Source organism: Rhodococcus sp. Leaf247, from assembly GCF_001426185.1.
GTDB lineage: Bacteria > Actinomycetota > Actinomycetes > Mycobacteriales > Mycobacteriaceae > Rhodococcoides.
Map to the genome: position 1 here is coordinate 1,611,195 of NZ_LMRP01000001.1, position 20,603 is coordinate 1,631,797.

Sequence of the window (20,603 nt, forward strand, 5' to 3'; positions counted from 1 at the left end):
CGTGCAGACAGTTGCTACCGACGAACTCCGAACCTCGGAACTCCGAGACTTGCTCTCCGAGCTGGTCACGTCGACGTCCCGCTTCACCCGGCTCGCCGCCTCGGTGTCGCCGACCGATCACCCCCGGACGTGGTCACGCGCCCTCTCCCTGCTCGACGAGTACGGCGCCATCCGCGTGAGCGAGTTCGCCCGCCTCGACCGGTGCTCGCAGCCGTCCGCGACAGCATTGCTGCGCACGCTGGGCGACAACGGCCTCGTCACGCGCACCTCCGATCCGACGGATTCCCGCGCGGTGGTCGTCGCGATCTCGGAGTCGGGTCGGACGTGGCTCGCCGAGTCGCGACGTGCCATCGGCGATGGACTGCTGCAACACCTGCATCGACCCGATCCAGCCCAGCTCCGCAGGATCGTCGAGGGCCTCGACGATCTGCGATCGGTACTCAAGAACACCGCACGAGAGGAACAGTCGTGACATCGACGACAGACAGGACCGCCGAGTCCACCGAGCAGCCCAGCCTTCTGCAGCAGCCGAAGGCCGTCTGGGCAGTCGCCTTCGCGAGCGTCATCGCGTTCATGGGCATCGGCCTGGTCGATCCCATCCTCAAGCCCATCGGCGAGCAGCTGGACGCCACACCGTCGCAGGTGTCGCTACTCTTCACCTCCTACATGTTGGTCACCGGTGTCGCGATGCTGGTCACCGGCGTCGTGTCGTCGCGCTTCGGGCCGAAGAAGACGTTGCTGGCCGGATTGGCGATCATCATCGTCTTCGCCGCACTCGCCGGCTCGTCCAGCACGATCGCCCAGATCGTCGGATTCCGCGCCGGCTGGGGGCTCGGCAATGCCCTGTTCATCGCCACGGCCCTCGCCACCATCGTCGGTGCCGCCAGCGGCGGAGTCGCCCGCGCGATCATCCTGTACGAGGCCGCTCTGGGTATCGGCATCGCGACCGGGCCGCTGGTGGGCGGCGTCCTCGGCAGCATCAGCTGGCGTGGACCGTTCTTCGGCGTCGCCGTGCTCATGGCCGTGGCCGTGGTGTTGCTCGTCGTCATGCTGCCCGAGGGAGAGAAGCCCACGCATCGAACCTCTCTCGCGGATCCGTTCCGCGCACTGCGCCACCGCGGACTGCTCACCGTCGGCATCACCGCGCTGCTCTACAACTACGGCTTCTTCACGCTTCTCGCGTACACCCCGTTCCCTCTCGACCTGGGGACCTACGCCATCGGCTTCATCTTCTTCGGCTGGGGACTCGCCCTCGCGGTGGCATCGGTGTTCGTCGCACCTCGTCTGCAGCGCCGGTTCGGCACGCTGAACATGATGATGCTGGCGCTCCTGCTGTTCGCCGTGGACCTCGCCGCGATGGCGCTGTTCACCGAGAACAAGACAGTGCTGATCGTGTGCGTCGTGCTCGCCGGGTTGTTCCTCGGCGTCAACAACACACTCATCACCGAGACCGTCATGATCTCCGCACCGGTCGAGCGGTCCACTGCGTCCGCGGCGTACAGCTTCGTCCGATTCGCCGGTGGTGCGGCAGCGCCCTACCTTGCCGGCAAGCTCGGCGAATCCAACGTTCACGTCCCGTTCTGGGTGGGTGCTGCCTGCACGTTCGTGGCCATCGGCGTCCTGGCGACCGGCCGGAAGGTGCTTGCTCACGTCGACGATCACGACCCTGCACCGCACAGCGTCGACGAGGCGACAGCGCTCACCGTCGGCGACTGACGGCAACTGTTTCCGATGGGGAAGTAATCGAATTGCCACATGCAGAGCGAACCGTCGGGTAGGTTTCCTACCGGGTCGGGGGACCGAACACCGCACCAGTGTTCTCTCGTTCGGCGGTGAACCGCCGAATATCCACGACCCCAGGATGGTTCGCATGTCGGAAAAGTCGATCGTCAGGTTTCGTCGGAAACGCCTCGTCGCCGCGAGTGCAGCCCTCGCCGTCTCCCTCGCCCTCGCTGCGCCGGCCGTAGCGGTCGCGCAGCCCGGGACGGGTTCGGGCGAGTCCTCGGAATCCTCTGATCCGCCCGCTCCCTCCGGCGGCGAGGAGGGCTCCGATACCGCGCCGGACCAGGAGCAACCGCCCGTCGACGAGGTTCCGATCGTTCCCGCACCCGTCGCTCCCGCACCCGTTGTGGTCGACCCGGCTCCTCCCGTTCAGGGAATTGCCCCGGCGGTAGTCCCCGAGGCCCCCTCGACCGTGCGACCCCTCCCCCAGATCGCCGGGGCCGTCGTCGTCGACGAGCAGGGCAACACCACCATCACTGTCGACGTCATTCCGCAGCTGTCCGACGCCGAGAAGAAGGCCCTCGAGGACGCCGCCACGGCATCCAAGGCAGCCGCCGAGGCGTCCGCGATCGCGCGGGCGGAGTACGACGAGGCGATGGCGAACTTCACCGATGCGAACGACGCGGCTACCAAGGCCGACGTCGACGCCAAGAAGGCCGCGCTCGACGCGACGACGTCTGCGGAGAACGCGGCGAAGGCGCGGGCGGAAGCCGTCATCGCCTCCGGTCTGGCCAAGAAGGCCGATGCCGATGCGAAGGCCGCGCAGGACGCGGAGAAGGCCGCAGCCGACAAGGCAACCGCCGCGGCCGCCGACTTCGAGAAGGCCGACACCGCCGCCAAGGATCTCGAAGCGAAGGCCGCAGCCTCCGGGTCCGCCGAGGACAACGCCGCAGCTGCGGCCGCACGCCTCGACGCGACGACGAAGCAGGCCGCTGCCGACAAGGCTCGTGCCGACGCCGAGACCGCCGCGGCACAGGCGCGGGATGCGGCAGCTGCGGTCGCCGCAGCCTTCGAGACACGCAAGGCCGCCGACATCGCGAAGGCGCTGTCGGCTGCGCGCCAGAAGGCGGCCGACCTCGCTGCCAGCGTCGTGAAGGCCGCGTCGGCGCAGGTGGCGGCCACCCGCGCCGCCGAGCTGGCGACGCAACTGGAAGCGATCGCCGCAGACGCCACGACGGCCGACGACGCCGCTGTCGCCGCCGCCGCGAAGGCCCGGTCCGACGCCGATGCACTGAAGGCGACCGCGGATGCAGCGCGGGCCGAGTCCGAGAAGGCAGCTGCGGCAGCAGCCACCGCGGCAACCGATCAGACCAGTGCTCAGGCCGCGGCCGATGCCGCCGAGAAGAAGGCGCTGGACGCCGAGGCGGCCGCTACCAAGGCAGCGGAAGCGTCGACTCAGGCGGCTGCGGCAGCCGAGAAGGCGAAGACCGATCTGGCGGCCGCGACGACCGCGGCGGCCGAGGCGAAGACCGCCGCGGACGCTGCCAAGACTGCCGCCGATACGGCAGCGAAGGCGGACGCCGACCTGAAGGCGAAGGCAGCCGAGCTCGCCGCGAGCGGCCCGAAGTTCACCATCACGATCAAGCTCGGTGACACCGTCGCCACCGATGTGCCCGTGACCGAGGTGGACGACACCACGGTGTCGGTCGACGAGACCGGGACCGAGCTGATCGGTGTCTTCGACGGAGAGGCGGCCGACGGTGCCACCTTCGAGACCGTCGACTACTTCACCACCGACGACGCGGGCAACACGGTCGTCGCCGGCTCGTTGCCCGCTGTCGATCTGGCACTGGGCGACTCGGGCAGCGGCGAGGGCTCCGGTGGATCCGCGGCAGTTCCCGCGCTTCTGGGCGGCGCCGCCGTTCTCGGTGCGGCCGCTGTCGGCGGTGTGGTGTTCATGCGTCGCCGCGCGTCCGACGATGCGTCGGCGTAGCCACTACTCTGCGCTCCTGGCGTCGGCCCTGGTGGTCGGCGCCGCACTGACCGGGTGCGGGGCGGACACGTCGGTGTCCGCCCCCGCCCGGTCTGCCGTGTCCTCCCAGCTGGCCGCCGAGCCGTCGTCCGTCATCGCGCCGGCTCCACCGAATCTGGTCGAGTTGCGCACTCCCGACGGCGCCACGTACCTGAGCGCAGAGATGTATCCCGATCCGATCGTCCGGGGCGGCTCGACCGGTCAGGAGCTCAATCCCGCGGACGAGCGTCCGGCGTGGTGGGGCGAGAGCGGAATGCCCGGCACCGAGACGGCCGAGACGGTGGTCGTGGCCGGTCACAACTACTCGTCGCGCGTCGCTCCCTTCCGCGCGCTGGAAGCCGTCGCACCCGATGACACGGTTCTCCTCCGAACTCCGAACGGCGTGCTGTCCTATGGCGTGCAGACTGTCGGGCCATTGCCGAAAGGGTCGCTGCTGGGTGACGACGAGCTTCGGGCACAGGTCCCGGGCCGACTGATCCTGGCCAACTGCGACGTGCGGAACGGCGAGCCCACCGCGAACAACTACGTGGTGGTTGCGCAGCTCACCAGCGGAAAGTGAGTCACGACAGTCACATACACCACATGAACATCGGCTGCACCAAAGGTCACACTTCGATGACGAAGCAAAATCCGAGTAAAGAGATGGGCGAACCGGAAGGTACGTTCTGTTCGTCAGGGGACGCGCACACCATTCTCACGCTTCTCGGGTTCGGCATTCACTGTCGTTTCCTGTGATCGAAAGGCCATTCATGTCGGAAAAGTCCATCGTTCGCGCTCGGAAGACCCGCCTCGCCGCGGCCGGCGCCGTGCTCGCGGTATCTCTCGCCGTTGCCGCACCGTCCGTCGCGCTCGCCCAGGACACACCGGGTGACAGCTCCGAGAGCAGCGAATCGGCGACGACCACCACCGAGGCTCCTGCGCCGTCGAGCACCGAGGAAGCCCCGGCAGCCGGGGACTCGTCCACCTCGACCACCGTGCCGACCACGGCTCCGCCCGCCCGTCCGCTGCCGCAGGTGACCGGATCCGTCGTCGTCGACGACGAGGGCAACTCGTCCATCAAGATCGACATCGACGCGAAGCTGACCGAGGACGAGAAGAAGGCACTGCAGGTGGCCAAGGACGCCACCAAGGCCGCCGTCGACGCCATCAAGAAGGCGCAGGCATTCCTCGACGACGCCATCGCCGCAGCGCAGGGCGGCGACGCCGCTGCCGAGGCCGAGGTCGACGAGGCGAAGGCCGAGCTCGAGGCATCGAAGGCCGAGGAATCGGCGTCGGTCGCCGAGCAGGAGAGCATCGTCGCCGCGGGCGTCGCCGCCAAGGCCAAGGAAGACGCCGACGCCGCGGAAGCTGCAGCGGCACAGACGAAGGCGGACGCCGACAAGGCACAGGCCGAGGCGGACGCCGCCAAGGACAAGGCCGACGAGACCGAGGGCGACACCGCCGCCGACCCGACCGAAGCCGAGGCAGCTCGTGCGGACGCCGTCGCGAAGGCAGAGGCTGCAGCCGCAGCGCGCACCGCTGCAGAAGAAGCAGCCAAGGCCGCCGAGGACTCCCTGAAAGCCGTCGGCGACGCCGTCGCGACTCTCGACGCCGCCAAGGTCACCACCGCCATCCAGTCCGCGTACGCCCGCGCCTCGACGCTCTTCGCCGCCGTCGTGAAGGCCGCGACGACGCAGGTGGCCGCTACGGTCGCCGAGGAGAACGCGAAGCGGCTCGAAGCAGCCGGTGACGCCGAGGCGGCAGCAGCAGCCGAGGCCGCCGCAGCAGCGAAGGCCGAGGCCGAGGCAGCTGCGAAGGATGCCGCGGACAAGAAGGCCGCCGACGAGGCTGCCGCGGAGAACGCCGCCAAGGAGACCGTCACGCTCGAGGTCGGCGACGAGACGAAGGAGGACGTCGAGGTTGCGGCCATCGACAGCACCACCGTCGAGGTGACCGCGTCGGGCGTCCGTCTGATCGGCTTCTACGTCGACGGACCGACCCGCACGTTCAAGGTCGTCGACTACTTCACCGACGACGAGAAGGGCAACGTCATCGTCGCGGGCGAGCTGCCCGAGATCTCGCTGGTGTCGTCCGAGACCAGCCTCGCCGCACCCGCGAGCGAGGAGGACGGCGGAACGTCGACCGTCGCCATCGGCGCCGGCGTCGCGCTGGTCGCGGCAGCAGGCGTCGGCGGTGCGGTCGCGCTGTCGCGTCGCAAGAAGTCGAACTCCTGACACACCCCGAGTAGCGGCGGGGGCTCCTGAGATACTGGTGGAACCATCTCACCTCAGGAGCCCCCATCATGCCGACACTCGCCTACGTGATCGCTGGATCGGAAGCCACCGGAGGCGCCGGAATCCAGGCCGACCTGAAGACCTTCGAACGTCTCGGTGTCTACGGCGTCGGCACCATCACGTGCATCGTCTCGTTCGACCCGAAAGCCGACTGGGGCCACCGTTTCGTCCCTGTCGACGGCGCCGTCATCGCCGATCAGATCGAGGCGGCCACGGCCGCCCACTCGCTCGACGTTGTAAAGATCGGAATGCTCGGGACACCGGGTACCGTTGCGACCGTTGCCGATTCGCTGCGACAGCAGTCGTGGCGCCACATCGTGGTCGACCCGGTTCTGATCTGCAAGGGCCAGGAGCCCGGCGCTGCACTGGACACCGACAACGCCCTGCGCGCCGACATCCTGCCGCTGGCCACCGTGGTCACCCCGAACCTGTTCGAGGCGCAGACTCTCTCGGGCATGGAGTCCCTCGAGACGGTCGAGGACCTGGGCGAGGCGGCGCGCCGTATCGCCGATCTCGGCCCCCGCTACGTGGTGGTCAAGGGTGGCGCGGGCCTGCCCGGCGACGAAGCCGTCGACGTGCTGTTCGACGGTGAGGACGTCACGGTGTTCCGGGCGCCGAAGATCGGCGACGAACGCGTGTCGGGGGCCGGGTGCACATTCGCGGCAGCTATCACCGCGGAGTTGGCCAAGGGAGCGTCGGTCCACGACGCCGTGGCAACGGCGAAGGACTTCGCGCACGCCGGAATCGTCGGTCGGATCACCACCGCCGCACCCTTCACCGCGGTCGGCTGGCAGTAATCGTCAGAGACCGAGGTCCGCGAGCCCGAGCAGCGAGCGGTATTCGAGACCCTCGGCGGCGATGACGGCGTCGGCTCCCGTGGCGCGATCGACCACCGTGGCGACGCCGACCACGGTCGCACCGGCGTCGCGGAGCGCCGCGACGGCGGTGAGCGGCGAGTTGCCGGTCGTGGTGGTGTCCTCGACGACCAGCACACGCTTGCCGACGATGTCGGGGCCCTCGATCTGCCGCTGCATTCCGTGCGCCTTGGCGGCCTTGCGGACGACGAAGGCGTCGATCTCCCGCCCGGGCGCGTGCATCACGGCCATCGCCACCGGGTCGGCGCCCATGGTGAGTCCGCCGACCGCGTCGAAGTCCCAGTCCTGGACGAGTTCTCGCATGAGTCGACCGATCAGGGCCCCGGCGCGGTGGTGGAGCGTCGCGCGGCGGAGATCGACGTAGTAGTCGGCTTCCTTGCCGGACGACAGGGTCACCTTGCCGTGCACCACGGCCAGATCGCGGACGAGCTCGGCCAGTTCGGACTTCTCGGTAGCGCTCACGCAGAAGAACTTAGCGGGTCGCTCGCTGCGGTGTCCTCACGGCGGGCACGTGCGCTCCCTCGCCGGACATGTCGACGGTCTCGGCGAACAGGTCGGGCGCACGGACGCCGAGAGTTCGCACGATCGGACGCGAGAGAGGCGACCCCGCGAGGGACCGGAGAATCGACGCCTGCGTGTTGTAGACGCGGACCGCGCCGGCGATCCGGTGCTCGATGTGATCGAGTTCCGTTGCGGGAGCAGCGAAGTCCCAGCCGGTCGGTCCACTCGCGCGCCCCTCGAACACCACGTCGTGCAACGCGACGGACAGTCCGTTCTCGGCGGCGGCGCGATCACCGAGCTCGGAACGACGGTCCCGCATCATCGCGGACCAGGACCGCGCTCCGACCAGTTGGTTGACCGCAGCCCTGTCGATCTCGGCGTCGACAGCGGCGCGCACCAGGTCGGGGATCACCGCGCGGCGGCGATCCAGCTCGATCTCGAGCAAGTGCAATCCGGCCGCCACGGTGTCGGCGGATCGACGTGTCCGACGCACGACGGACATGATCCACACGATGCCGATGATCATCAGGAACGCCACGAGGGCCACAACAGTCACACTGGAAACATAGCGACGTCACGCCTCACCGTCGACCCGAGGTCGAGGGTTGGCCCCCCGCCGACAGGCCTACGTTCGACCGCGAGCGCTGCCTACCAGCGACGCTGCGCGACGGGCGATGGAACGAGGCACCAGACGCGTCACCGAAGTCAGTGATTTGTACTGAAGCCCCGGAATGCTCAGGACCGTGTTCTTGTCGAGGTCCTTCAACGACGCATCCACGACCTGATCCACGGACAGGTACATGAACTTCGGGATCGTCGACATCTCGATGCCCGCGCGCTCGTGGAATTCGGTCCGCACGAAGCCCGGGCACAGAGCCTGGATGCGCACGCCCGTTCCTGCCAGACCACCGGCGAGGCCTTCACTGAACGACACCACGTACGCCTTGGACGCCGAGTAGGTGGATCCGCGGCCGGACAGGAGGCCGGCCACGCTCGCGACGTTGACGACGGTGCCCGAGGCAGCGGCGATCATCGACGGCAGCGCGGCCCGCGTGAACTGCATGACGGCCGTGACGTTGACGTCGAGCTGGCGCTGGAGTGCCGCCGGATCCGCCGTCCAGAATTCGCCGGACGTGCCGAACCCGGCGTTGTTGACCAGTACCTCGACGCCCTGTTCCAGACGCTCGACAACCATCGCGCGTCCGCTGTCGGTGGACAGGTCGGCCGAGAGAATTTCCGACGACGTGCCGTAGGCGTCGGTCAGTTCCTGCGCCAGCGCCTCGAGGCGCGCAGTGTCCCGAGCGACCAGGACGAGATCGTGGCCACGGGCGGCGAGTCTGCGGGCGTATCCCCCGCCGATTCCGGACGTGGGACCAGTGACGAGGGCGATGGGCCGCGTCGTGCGCGGCGTCGGAGACGACATGCGGACGAGACTAGCCGGTGAGCTTCCTCACCCGACAGGGTGGCTGACGAATTCGTCAGTTCTCGGCGCGGGGCGTCGTCCGCCGGCGGGACGGCGGCAGGACGTGAAGAAGGCCGGACAACCGGGTGACCGTGTCGATGGCGGCGTCCCATTCGCGTCCCGTACTCCCCATGGGCACCGTCCCCAGCGTCCATTCGCCTTCGCTCCACAGCAGCTGGACCACGTCGGGAACCGAGTGCGTGAAGGCGACCATCCGCTGGTCACAGACCCGGCGGGCCACATCGAGATCGGTCGCGAAGATGATGCGAGGCCCCAACGACCCGAGCAACTGCATGTCGGCGTCCTTGGGAGGCGGTGTCGTCCTGGACCGCAGATCGATGTCCACGTCCGAGCCCACCTCGCGTCGGACCGCGATGACCGTCGCCGCGTCCTCGAGGTCGAAGAGAACGAACTCCTCGCCGCGCCGGACACCCTCGACCACGTCCACGGCACCGAGGAATTCCTGGTTCGCCATCACCGCGCGACCGAAGGTCGCCGGGAGGTCGCGATCGGCCGCAACGTAGTGGTAGCCCTGGGCTTTCGCCCAGATCTGACGCACGCGTCCCTGCTGCCCACGACGGGCACGGTCGATGTACAGCAGAGCCACCGCACCCAGAAGTGCGATCAGAGCAAGGCCGAACCACATCGCTGTCATCGCCCTCCACTGTACTTTTCCCGCGCGCGGCACAAGGATCCGCCCCGCCGCTGCATTACCCGTCGGTATACCGACTGGTAACGCATCTGCCGAGGTCAGTGACCGATCACTACCTCACGCCACCATATTCGGATGTACTCGCCAGTACGCCGTGAGGACGTCACACTGGGCCGGACGACACATTCCATTCGAGACGGCGGAGCGCATGTTCACACGCATAGCAGTAGTCAACCGAGGCGAAGCAGCAGTGCGCCTCATCCGAGCAGTACGCGAACTGAACAGCGAATCTCGCTCCACCGAACCCCTGCGTGTCATCGCACTCCACACCGAGGCCGAGCGCAAGGCGATGTTCGTACGCCAGGCCGACGAGGCCGTCACGCTGCACAAGACCGGCGTGCAGAACCCGTACCTCGACTACGCCGAACTCGAACGTGCGCTCGTCGAGGCGCGCGCCGACGCCGTGTGGGTCGGCTGGGGCTTCGTGGCCGAGGACCCGACCTTCGCCGACGTCTGCTCACGCCTGGGCATCACGTTCATCGGACCGTCCGCGGCATCGATGCGTCTGCTGGGCGACAAGGTCGAGGCGAAGATCCTCGCCGAGAAGGTCGGCGTGCCGGTCGCGCCGTGGAGTGGTGGTCCCGTCGAGACCCGAGCCGATGCGCGTCGTCACGCCGCGGCCATCGGCTACCCCCTCATCATCAAGGCGCGCAGCGGCGGCGGCGGCCGCGGTATCCGCAAGGTCTTCGCCGAGGACGAGCTCGAACTCGCTCTCGAGCGCACGCAGGGTGAAGCCGAGCGCTCCTTCGGCGATCCCGTCGTCTTCCTCGAGCGTCTGGTCACCGAGGCACGCCACGTCGAGGTCCAGGTCATCGCCGACACCCATGGCAACGTGTGGGCCCCCGGCGTCCGCGACTGCTCCATCCAGCGTCGCAACCAGAAGGTGATCGAGGAGTCCAGCTCCGCCGTCCTGACCAAGGAGCAGGCAGACGAGTTGCGGACCGCGTCGGCCGAACTGGTCCGCGCGGCCGGTTACCACGGCGCCGGCACCGTCGAGTACCTGTACCAGCCCGAGCAGAAGATCTTCACCTTCCTCGAGGTCAACACCCGCCTGCAGGTCGAACACCCCATCACCGAGGTGACGACGGGCCTCGACCTGGTCAAGCTGCAGATCCTCGTCGCCGGCGGCCATGCGCTCGAGGGCGAGTGCCCGTCCGAGTTCGGCCACGCCGTCGAGGCCCGCCTCAACGCGGAGGACGCGGACAACGGCTTCGCTCCCGCCCCCGGCACCGTCCGGCTGCTCAAGTTCCCCCTCGGATCCGGCCTGCGCGTCGACACCGGCATCGCCCAGGGCGACGTCATCCCGCCCGACTACGACTCGATGGTCGCGAAGATCATCGCGTGGGGACGCGACCGCTCGGAAGCGTTGGCGCGCTTGCGAACCGCACTGCGCGAGACCACCGTCGTCATCGACGGCGGCACCACCACGAAATCCTTCCTGCTCGACCTCCTCGACCGCGAGGAACTGATCGACGCCACGGCCGACACCGGCTGGCTCGATCGCACGGGCGCCGGCACCGCAGAGGGCCCGACACGCGTCTCCGACGTCGCGCTCGTCGCCGCGGCCGTCGACGCCTACGACGCGGACGAGGCCCGAGAGCGCATCAAGTTCCTGCATTCCGCACGCGGTGGACGTCCCCGCGCCAGCCACGACATCGGCCGGACCGTCGAGCTCAACTACCAGGGCCAGGGCTACCGCATCACCGTCGGCCAGGTCGGTCCGCACCGCTACCTGGTGTCCGTCGACGACCGCGAGATCACCATCGACGTCGAGCGCCTGGGCACCTTCGAGCGCCGCGCGGACATCGACGGCACCCGCTACTCCGTCGTCACCGTTCCCGGCCCGGCCGGGTACCTCGTCGAGGTCGACGGCATCAGCCACCAGATCTCCCAGGACGAGGCCGGGTTGGTCCGCGCACCGGCTCCCGCCGTCGTCGTCGCCGTACCCGTCGCCGTCGGTGACGTCGTCGAGGCCGGCGCCACGCTGGTCGTCCTCGAGGCGATGAAGATGGAGACCGCAGTCCGGGCCACCACCGCCGGTCGGGTCAGCGAAGTTCTCGCCATCGTCAACGCTCAGGTCGACAACGGTGCTGCGCTGCTGCGCGTCGATCCCATCGGCGAGCAGGCCGCCGCGTCGACCACGGCACGCGTCGAGTTCCGCTCACCGTGTGCCGACGCCGTCCGTGACGACCGGGTCGACGCGCTCGCTCGTCTGGACGAACTGCGCGCTCTCCTCAGCGGCTACGACGTCAGTGCCTCGCGCGCTCTGGACACCATCGCCGAGTACGACGCCCTGCGCGGCGCACTCCCCCGCGGCGACGGCGAGCTGGTCAAGGCAGAGCTCGATCTGCTGACGACGTTCGCCGACATGTGCGAGCTGACCCGTAACCGTCCGACCATGGACGAAGAGGACACCGACGAGCGCGTCCACAGCCCGCGGGAGCACTTCCACTCGTTCCTGCAGTCTCTCGACGCCGACGTGCAGGGATTGCCGGACGAGTTCCGCGACAAGCTGGCTCGCGTTCTGCGCCACTACGACAAGAACGACCTCGAACGAGGCACGGACCTCGAAGAAGCCGTCTACCGACTGTTCCTGGCGCAGCAGCGCATCGAGAACCAGGTCCCGGCCATCGCCGCGCTCCTCGAGCGCTGGATCGCCGACCCGTCGGTCGCCCCGGATGCCGACGGCGCCGTCGGCGAGGTGCTCGACCGCCTCGTCGTCGCCACGCAGGTGCGGTACCCGGTCATCGGAGACGTCGCCCGCAACCTGCGCTTCCAGTTGTTCGACGAGCCGCAGATCCGCAAGGCCCGCGAGCAGGTCTACGACGGTGTCCGCGGCAGCCTTCAGTACCTGTCCGAGAACCCCGACGCGGACGACCACCAGGAGCGTATCGACGCCCTCGTCGCCACGGGCGAGCCGTTGGTCGAGCTGCTCTCGCAGCGCATGTCCGATCCCGGCGCGCTGCTCGAGGTGATCACGCGCCAGTACTACGAGATCCGCAACTTCGAGGACGTGAAGGCGTTCGATCGCGAAGGGCGGCACTATGTGTCGGGAACCTTCACTCTCGTCGGCGGCAAGGTCAACCTGCTCTCGACGATGACCGACCGCGACGGACTGTCCGCCACCCTGTCCGCATTGGCGGAGACCGCGGGACCGGCCCCCGAGAACCTCGCCGTCGACGTCTACCTCGCGTGGCCGACGGCCCCGGAGAACGGCGACCAGGTCGTCGAGGAACTGCGCGCGGAGATCGCCGCGCACGATGTCACCACCACGTGGCGACGCGTCACCGTCACGGTGTTCGGGAAGGGCACCGGCATCTCGCGACAGGTGACGTTCCGTCCGCAGGGGGGCGTCCTCACCGAGGACATGTCCCTGCGCGACCTGCATCCCCTCACCGGACAGCGACTCGATCTGTGGCGCCTGAAGAACTTCGACGGCACCCGCATCCCGTCGGCACCCGGCACGTACCTGTTCGATTTGGTGTCCAAGGACAATCCGAAGGACGAGCGCCTGGTCGCGTTGGCCGAGATCCGCGATGCCGCAGTGCAGTTCGACGCCCAGGGCAACGTCGTCTCGGTTCCGGCGTTCGAGCGCACGATCTCCGCGTGCCTCGACGGCATCCGGCGGGCACAGGCTCGACGCGGCAACCGGCGACTCGACCACAACCGCGTCGTTCTCTACGTGTGGCCCGTGCTCGACCTGCCGCTGGACAAGTTGCGCACCGTCGCACGGCATCTCGCGCCCCTCACCGTCGCCGCCGGCCTCGAGGAGATCACGATGCTCGCCCGCGTCCCGGTGCGTCCCGGGGCGGAACCGACGCCGCAGGCTCTGCGCTTCTCGTACCGTCCGGGCACCGGCGTCGTCACCAAGATCACCGATCCGCCGACCGAGCCCATGCGTCCGCTGGACACGTACACCCAGAACGTGCAGCGTTCACAGGCCCGCGGCACCGTCTACCCGTACGAGCTGATCCCGGTGCTGACCAAGCGCGACGGATCCTTCGTCGAGTACGACCTCGACGAGAGCGGTGCGCTGCAACCGATCTCGCGGCCGTACGGTCAGAACACCGCGGGCATCATCGTCGGCCTGGTGTCGACACCGACCACGCTGTACCCCGAGGGCATCACCCGCGTCGCCCTGTTCGGTGATCCCACGAAGGCCCTGGGCACGGTGGCGGAGGCCGAGTGCGCTCGCGTCGTCGCCGCGATCGACCTGGCCGAGGAGATGAACGTCCCGGTCGAATGGTTCGCACTCTCCTCCGGTGCCACCATCTCGATGGGCAGCGGCACCGAGAACATGGACTGGGTGTCGCGGGCACTGCGCCGCATCATCACCTTCACGCAGGCAGGCCACGAGATCAACGTGATCGTCGCCGGCATCAACGTCGGCGCTCAGCCGTACTGGAACGCCGAGGCGACGATGCTCATGCACACCAAGGGCATCCTGGTGATGACCCCGGAGAGCGCCATGGTGCTCACCGGCAAGCAGTCGTTGGACTACTCGGGTGGAGTGTCGGCGGAGGACAACTTCGGCATCGGCGGCTACGACCGCGTCATGGGCCCCAACGGTCAGGCGCAGTACTGGGCGCCCAACCTCGGTGCAGCGTGCGACGTCCTGTTCGCGCACTACGACCACGCGTATCGCGCACCGGGAGAACGCTTCCCGCGTCGCACCACGACGGTCGACCCTGTGGACCGCGACGTCCGGACCTACCCGCACGTGCACCCGTCGAGCGACTTCAAGACCGTCGGCGACATCTTCTCCTCCGCCACCAACCCGGAGCGCAAGAAGCCGTTCGACATCCGCACCGTCATGCGCGCCGTCGTCGACCAGGATCACGCGGTGCTCGAGCGCTGGGCCGACATGGCCGACGCCGACACCTCGGTCGTCTTCGACGCGCACCTCGCCGGATACCCGGTGTCCGTCATCGGCATCGAGTCCAGGGCCATCCCCCGCAAGGGATGGTTCCCGGCCGACGGCCCGGACCAGTGGACGTCGGGAACGCTGTTCCCGCGCTCGTCGAAGAAGACGGCTCGCGCGATCAACGCGGCCAGCGGCAACCGGCCCCTGGTGGTGCTGGCGAACCTGTCCGGCTTCGACGGATCACCCGAGTCGCTGCGCAACCTCCAGTTGGAGTACGGCGCCGAAATCGGCCGTGCCATCGTCAATTTCGACGGCCCGATCGTGTTCTGCGTCGTCTCCCGCTACCACGGCGGCGCCTTCGTCGTGTTCTCCGGTGCGCTGAACGAGAACATGGAGGTGCTCGCCGTCGAAGGCTCCTTCGCCTCCGTTCTCGGCGGCGCCCCGGCCGCAGCCGTCGTGTTCACCCGCGACGTCAACAAGCGCACCGCGGCGGACCCGTCGGTCCGCGACCTCGAGGCACGCATGAACTCCTCCGAGGACGACACCGAGCGCGCCCGCCTGCAGGTCGAACTGTCGGCCACGCGCACCGCGGTCCGCTCGGAGAAGCTCGGTGAGGTGGCATCGGAGTTCGAGGCAGTGCACAACATCGAGCGCGCCCGCACCGTCGGGTCGGTGCACCACATCGTCGCCGCCGCCGAACTGCGCCCGCAGATCGTCGCGGCCATCGAACGCGGAATGGCACGTCAGTAGGAACACTCGTGCAGCCGCGCCCTTCGCTCATCGAAGGGCGCGGCTGTTCTAGTTGAAGCCGATACCCGTACTGACGATGACCTCGGCGGTGATGCGGCCGTCGGCAAGCGGTGTGCCCTGCACGACGATCGACGTTCCCGGCTGCAGATCCGCCACCGTCGATGCCCCCAGCGCCACGATCTGAGTGTTCGCGTCGGTCACCACCGTCACCGACGATCCGCCGATGCCGTCCATGACGATCGTCGTGCCGTCGTTGGAGGTGATCGTGCCGATGGAGGCGCCCTGCGATCCCAACGCCTCGCCCAGACCGCCGGGAATGCTGTCCAGTCCCGGCAGTGACCCGGACGTCGGCGCGGGAAGTGTCGTGGTCGGCGGCGTCGTCGTGGGGGCCGCGGAGCGCGGCGTGATGGCCGGCGCGGCAGTGCGGGAGGACGACTGCGAGTCGAAGACCAGATACGCCCCGAATCCCACCACCGCGAGGACGACCAGAGCCGCGAGGACGATCAGTGCGGTCTTCGGTGACTTCGGGTTCTTGCCGTTGCCGTCGTCGAGGAAGGGTGCCTCGCCGTACTGCGGGGGCTGTTGCGGATAGCCCTGCTGGGGGTAGCCCTGCTGACCGGTGTAGTTCTGCTGCGGATAGCCCTGCTGGCCGGTGTAGTTCTGTTGGCCGGTGTAGTTCTGCTGCGGGTAGCCCTGCTGGTTACCGTAGTAGTCGCCGGTCGGCAATGCCTCGGTCGGACGGTATTCCTGCCGGCCGTACGCCTGAGTCGGGTCCGAGGTGTACCCCGGATGACCTGTCTCGAGGTACTCGGTCGGCTGATCGCGGTCACGAGCCGAATCGTCGTTGTCACGCGGCGTGGTCATGCGACCAGGGTAGACCCGCCGCGCGTGGGCGAATCGGGTCGTATTCGGGCAAACCGGACGAGATGTCCCGTGACCATGCGACGACCCGTCCGATGTGATCGACTCGGAAGGTTCGCTTCTCACAAGGAGACTTCCCATGTCGATAGACAACAAGGACGCGGACCCAGTCGCCTCGACCGGCCAACCCGGTTCACTGGGCACCAGCCTGAAACCACGGCACATCACGATGATCTCCATCGCCGGAGTGATCGGCGCCGGACTGTTCGTCGGCTCCGCCACGGCGATCAACCTCGCCGGCCCGGCGGTGCTGCTGTCCTACCTGTTCGCCGGAATACTCGTCGTCCTCGTGATGCGGATGCTCGGCGAGATGGCCACCGCGAATCCGGACACCGGCTCGTTCTCCACGTATGCCACGAGGGCACTGGGACATTGGGCGGGATTCTCGGTCGGGTGGCTGTACTGGTGGTTCTGGGTGCTGGTCATTCCCGTCGAGGCCACCGCCGGTGCACTGATCATGTCGTCGTGGATCGGCGGCGACCAGTGGATCTGGGCATTGGCCATCACGCTGGTCCTCACCGTCACCAATCTTCTGAGTGTCGGCAATTACGGTGAGTTCGAGTTCTGGTTCGCGCTGATCAAGGTCGTCGCGATCATCGGATTCATCGTTCTCGGTGTGCTGGCGATTCTCGGTCTGCTGCCCGGTAGCGACGTCAGCGGTATCTCGAACCTGTGGGCCAACGGCGGCTTCATGCCGTACGGCTTCGGGGCGGTCATCGCCGCCATGTTGACGACGATGTTCTCCTTCATGGGCACCGAGATCGTCACCATCGCCGCGGCCGAGTCGCCGGACCCGAAGAAGGGCATCACGCGGGCCGTCAACTCCGTCATCTGGCGCATCATGATCTTCTACCTCGGCTCGATCTTCATCGTCGTCGCGCTGGTTCCGTCCATGGAGCTCGACGCCGAAACCGGTTCGTATCAATTCGTTCTGGGCCAGATGAACATCCCGCACGCGGATCGCATCATGGACGTCGTCATCCTCACCGCGGTGGCGTCGTGCCTGAACTCTGCGCTGTACACGGCGAGCCGCATGCTCTTCTCGCTGTCCGAGCGCGGCGATGCCCCGGCAGTGGTGCGCAAGGTCTCCGGTCGCGGCGTTCCGTACGTGTCCGTATTGGCGTCGACCGCACTGGGTTTCGTTGCCGTGGTGGGCAACTACGCGTTGCCGGAAAAGTTGTTCGGCTACCTGCTGGCGACCACGGGCGCCGTCGCCCTGTTCGTCTACCTGGCCATCGCGGCAAGCCAGCTCGTGTTGCGCCGCACCCTCGATCGCGAGAATCGACGGCCCCCGGTGCGCATGTGGCTGTACCCGTGGCTGACCTATCTCGCCATCGGCTTCATCGTGTTCGTTCTGGTGATGATGGTGATCATGCCGGAGCAGCGCACAGCGATAGGCCTGTCCGCAGTGCTGGCAGCCGTCACCGTCGTCGCCGGCATCCTGCGCCAGCGACGCGTCACGTCGCGGGAGGCAGTGCGCATCTGAGTCGGTTCGGTGGGCGTCGTCGCGGCCCTGCAGGGGTGTCGTCGCGGCCTGCAGGGGGTGCGCACACCTGCTGCGTGAACTGCACACCCTTTGCAGCCGGCGGTAGAGGGTGTGCGCTTTGCGGAGGGGGTGTGCACACTCTCGGCAGCGCACCCCGGCGGCGTCGATGTGGGCTTCGGGCACCGCTGCGCACCCACGGCAACTGAGTGCACACCCCCTACGTCGACCGCACACCTGCTGCAGTCAGCGGTAGAGGGTGTGCGCTTCACCGAACCCGTGTGCACACCACCAGCAACACACCCGGCAACGCGGAGGCCCACGTCTCGGCATCGCTGAGCACTCACGGGCAAGGCGCACGCCATTGGCAGCGCACCCGGCGGCGACGGTGTGGCTCCGACATCCCTGCGCACCCACGGCAACCGAGTGCACACCCCCTCCGTCAACCGCACACCTGCCGCAGTCAGCAGTACAGGGTGTGCGCTCACCAGAAAGGGTGTTCACAACCCCTGCAGTGCGCCCGCGGCGGACACGTCCCGGCACCGCTGAGCACCCATGACAGAGGTGCGCACACCCCCACCATCAACCGCACACCCTCTGCAGTCAGCCGTACAGGGTGTGCGCTCACCACAGACGGTGTGCACACCCCCTGCAGCGACCCCTCAGCGCGCCAACGACTCGAGCATCAGGTTCAGTTCTTCGACGACATCGTCGATCGGTTCGACACTCCGCAAGGTCCTGGCCAGGATTATGGCGCCCTCGAAGGCCGAGATGGACATCGATGCCAGCCTTCGGGCCCTGCCGGAGTCGACGCCTTCGCGTTCGAGCGCGGCGGTCATCGCGTCGATCCACCGGCCGAATATCGCGGCGGATCCTGTGCGCATCGCGTCGCTGTCGTCACCGCCGCCGAGGGTCGCTCCGGCTACGGGGCACCCGGCGATGTAGTCGCTGTCCACCAGTGTGGTCTTCCAGAAGTCGGCGAATCGGTGCAGAGCCACGATCGGACCGTCCACGGCGGAGTACTCGATGAACCCGGTGATGACGGAGCCCGCCGCGTCCAGCGCCTCGGTGAGAATCTGGGCGCGTCCGCCGGGAAAGTGATGGTAGACAGAGCCTCTGGGCGCTCCGCTCCGTTCGAGCACCGCGTCCACCGTCACCGATGCGCCCCTCTCACGGAGCAGTTCCACCGCGCTGGTGATCATCTTCTGCCGCGTCGACGTCCGTGCCATGTGTTGTAGGACCCCTCGATCACTCGTTTGTGCGTGCCGTCACATGTCGTTGACCGTTACTTCCCGACACAGCTAGCTTTCGTTCCACTTCTATGCCAGTTCGCATAACTCTACTCGGAGCGAGGGCCCATGGCACGTCATCACGCATCACTCGAACCCGTACGACTGGGACTGTCGGGACGAGGTCGCGCCGTGGCACTCCTCGTCATCTGCGCGGCAGAACTGCTCGTCGTGCTCGACAACACCATCGTCAACGTCGCGCTGCCGTCGATCGGCGTGCAACTGCAGACATCGATGAGCGGACTGCAGTGGGTGGTCGACGCGTACACGCTGACCTTCGCCGGCTTCCTCCTCGCACTCGGTCACCTCGGGGACCGCTACGGCCGTCGCCGCGTCATGATCACCGGCCTGCTGGGTGTCGCCGCACTCTCCATCGTCGGCGCGCTCTCGTCCGACCTCGGACAGGTCGTCGCGGCACGGGCCGTCATGGGCGTGTTCGCAGCTGCCGTTTTCCCTGCGACGTTGGCCATGATCATCACGATCTTCACCGATCCCCGTGAGAAAGCCCTTGCCATCGCCGCCTGGACCGCGATGGCCGGCTTCGCCATCGCCATCGGCCCGACAGCGGGAGGCTATCTGCTGGAGCACTTCTCGTGGCACTCGGTGTTCTGGATCAACGTCCCCGTCGCGCTTCTGGTGGCCGCCGCCGCACGTGCGTTCATCCCGGAATCACGCGCCGAACATGTCGGACGATTCGACACCATCGGGCTTATCTCGTCTCTCGTCGCCATCACCGCCCTGGTGTGGACCATCATCGAAGCTCCGCACCGCGGGTGGCTCTCGGCCTACTCCCTCGCGGGATACCTGCTGTCGGCCGTCGCGATCGCCGGATTCATCCTCTGGGAGAAGCGAACCGACGCTCCCGTTCTCGATCTGTCGCTGTTCTCGAACAGACGCTTCTCGCTCCCGGCCTTGTCCATCGCCGTCGGATACTTCTCGATGTTCGGGTTCCTGTTCATGATCACGCAGTACTTCCAGGGCGTCCGCGAATACTCGCCGCTCGAATTCGGTCTGCACTCGCTCCCGTTCGCCGTGGCCGTCGCCGTCGGTGCCCCCGTGGCGACTCTCATCGCCCAGCGCATCGGAACGACCGCCGTCATCGTCGTCGGCCTGATGATCGTCAGCGCCGGAATGTTCATCGCCGGACAGACCACGGTGGACACCCCGTACTTCGGTCCCGTGCTGCTCTCGATGGTGCTGATGGGCCTCGGACTCGCGATAGTCCAAGGACCGGCGACGGATTCGATCATGTCGGCCGTCGACCTCGACGGTGCGGGAGCGGGATCGGCCGTCAACGACACGACGCGCGAGATCGGCGGCACCCTCGGCGTGGCGGTTCTCGGTTCGATCGTGGCGTCGATCTACACCTCCCGTGTCTCCCCCTTGGTCGACGCGGTGCCGTCGACGCTGATGACGGACGGCGAGAAGGGTTTTGCCCGGGAAACCGTCATCGCCGTGATCGAGATGGCGAAACGGCCCACACCGTCGCTGTTCGAGCAGCAGAAGGCCGACCTGATACTTGCGATGAAGTCCGCGAGCCTCGAAGGATTCCAGTTCGCGTCGTACGTCACGGTGTCCGCGTGCCTGGCGTGCGCTGTGGCAGTGGCGATCTTCATGCCGTGGAAGCCTGCCGCCGACTCGGTTCTGGCCGCAGCGCGGGTTCCCCGGCGGTAAAGTCTGGCTCGACCCGTCGACAGTGCCGACCGCGGAAACGAGCCT

The 20,603-nt window shown here is 67.7% G+C and carries 15 protein-coding genes; 9 read left to right on the forward strand and 6 right to left on the reverse strand.

Features of this window, described 5'->3' with window-relative positions; genetic code table 11:
- Position 1 precedes the first annotated feature (1 nt).
- The 6 genes from ASG64_RS07555 (at position 2) to thiD (ending at position 6,824) form a co-directional block, all read left to right on the forward strand.
- Positions 2 to 472, forward strand: a complete 471-nt coding sequence (locus ASG64_RS07555; RefSeq protein WP_056071660.1) for a MarR family winged helix-turn-helix transcriptional regulator — start codon at positions 2 to 4, stop codon at positions 470 to 472.
- Positions 469 to 1,716 carry an MFS transporter gene (locus ASG64_RS07560; protein WP_042574165.1) on the forward strand — a complete coding sequence of 416 codons (1,248 nt, stop codon included), beginning with the start codon at positions 469 to 471 and terminating at the stop codon, positions 1,714 to 1,716. Before ASG64_RS07555 ends, ASG64_RS07560 begins: the two co-directional genes overlap by 4 nt.
- 154 nt (positions 1,717 to 1,870) lie before the next feature.
- Positions 1,871 to 3,715, forward strand: a complete 1,845-nt coding sequence (locus ASG64_RS07565; RefSeq protein WP_082518351.1) for a hypothetical protein — start codon at positions 1,871 to 1,873, stop codon at positions 3,713 to 3,715.
- The gene (locus ASG64_RS07570; RefSeq protein WP_056071666.1) at positions 3,702 to 4,313 is read left to right on the forward strand and encodes a sortase domain-containing protein; all 612 of its coding nucleotides are present in this window, start codon (positions 3,702 to 3,704) and stop codon (positions 4,311 to 4,313) included. Before ASG64_RS07565 ends, ASG64_RS07570 begins: the two co-directional genes overlap by 14 nt.
- A 190-nt stretch (positions 4,314 to 4,503) precedes the next feature.
- The gene (locus ASG64_RS07575; protein ID WP_056071669.1) at positions 4,504 to 5,967 is read left to right on the forward strand and encodes a hypothetical protein; all 1,464 of its coding nucleotides are present in this window, start codon (positions 4,504 to 4,506) and stop codon (positions 5,965 to 5,967) included.
- Positions 5,968 to 6,035: 68 nt separating this feature from the next.
- Positions 6,036 to 6,824: a bifunctional hydroxymethylpyrimidine kinase/phosphomethylpyrimidine kinase gene (gene thiD, locus ASG64_RS07580; RefSeq protein WP_056071670.1), complete on the forward strand. Its 789-nt coding sequence runs from the start codon at positions 6,036 to 6,038 to the stop codon at positions 6,822 to 6,824.
- 3 nt (positions 6,825 to 6,827) lie between these two features.
- On the opposite strand, the gene pyrE is transcribed toward thiD, so the two are convergent.
- From pyrE to ASG64_RS07600, 4 genes are all read right to left on the reverse strand, one after another.
- On the reverse strand, positions 6,828 to 7,364 hold the full coding sequence (pyrE, locus tag ASG64_RS07585) for an orotate phosphoribosyltransferase (RefSeq protein ID WP_042574170.1): 537 nt from the start codon (positions 7,362 to 7,364) through the stop codon (positions 6,828 to 6,830).
- 10 nt (positions 7,365 to 7,374) lie between these two features.
- On the reverse strand, positions 7,375 to 7,959 hold the full coding sequence (locus ASG64_RS07590; RefSeq protein WP_056071674.1) for a hypothetical protein: 585 nt from the start codon (positions 7,957 to 7,959) through the stop codon (positions 7,375 to 7,377).
- 69 nt (positions 7,960 to 8,028) lie between these two features.
- The gene (locus tag ASG64_RS07595) at positions 8,029 to 8,826 is read right to left on the reverse strand and encodes an SDR family NAD(P)-dependent oxidoreductase (protein ID WP_056071676.1); all 798 of its coding nucleotides are present in this window, start codon (positions 8,824 to 8,826) and stop codon (positions 8,029 to 8,031) included.
- Positions 8,827 to 8,881: 55 nt separating this feature from the next.
- Complete coding sequence (locus tag ASG64_RS07600) at positions 8,882 to 9,511, reverse strand: hypothetical protein (RefSeq protein ID WP_042574268.1); 630 nt, start codon at positions 9,509 to 9,511, stop codon at positions 8,882 to 8,884.
- Positions 9,512 to 9,725: 214 nt separating this feature from the next.
- Between ASG64_RS07600 and ASG64_RS07605 the strand changes: the two genes are divergently transcribed.
- Entirely contained in the window at positions 9,726 to 15,191 is a 5,466-nt protein-coding gene (locus ASG64_RS07605; RefSeq protein WP_056071679.1) for an ATP-binding protein, read from the forward strand.
- Positions 15,192 to 15,239: 48 nt separating this feature from the next.
- Here the strand turns inward: ASG64_RS07605 and ASG64_RS21875 are convergent, their stop codons facing one another.
- On the reverse strand, positions 15,240 to 16,055 hold the full coding sequence (locus tag ASG64_RS21875) for a DUF5666 domain-containing protein (RefSeq protein ID WP_056071683.1): 816 nt from the start codon (positions 16,053 to 16,055) through the stop codon (positions 15,240 to 15,242).
- A gap of 136 nt (positions 16,056 to 16,191) precedes the next feature.
- On the opposite strand from ASG64_RS21875, the gene ASG64_RS07615 reads away from it, so the two are divergent.
- On the forward strand, positions 16,192 to 17,598 hold the full coding sequence (locus tag ASG64_RS07615; RefSeq protein WP_056071686.1) for an amino acid permease: 1,407 nt from the start codon (positions 16,192 to 16,194) through the stop codon (positions 17,596 to 17,598).
- Positions 17,599 to 18,257: 659 nt separating this feature from the next.
- Here ASG64_RS07615 and ASG64_RS07620 read toward each other — a convergent pair.
- A complete protein-coding gene (locus ASG64_RS07620; protein WP_056071688.1) occupies positions 18,258 to 18,824 on the reverse strand; it encodes a TetR/AcrR family transcriptional regulator in 567 nt (188 codons plus the stop codon).
- Positions 18,825 to 18,953: 129 nt separating this feature from the next.
- On the opposite strand from ASG64_RS07620, the gene ASG64_RS07625 reads away from it, so the two are divergent.
- Complete coding sequence (locus tag ASG64_RS07625; protein WP_056071691.1) at positions 18,954 to 20,558, forward strand: MFS transporter; 1,605 nt, start codon at positions 18,954 to 18,956, stop codon at positions 20,556 to 20,558.
- The last annotated feature ends 45 nt before the right edge of the window (positions 20,559 to 20,603 follow it).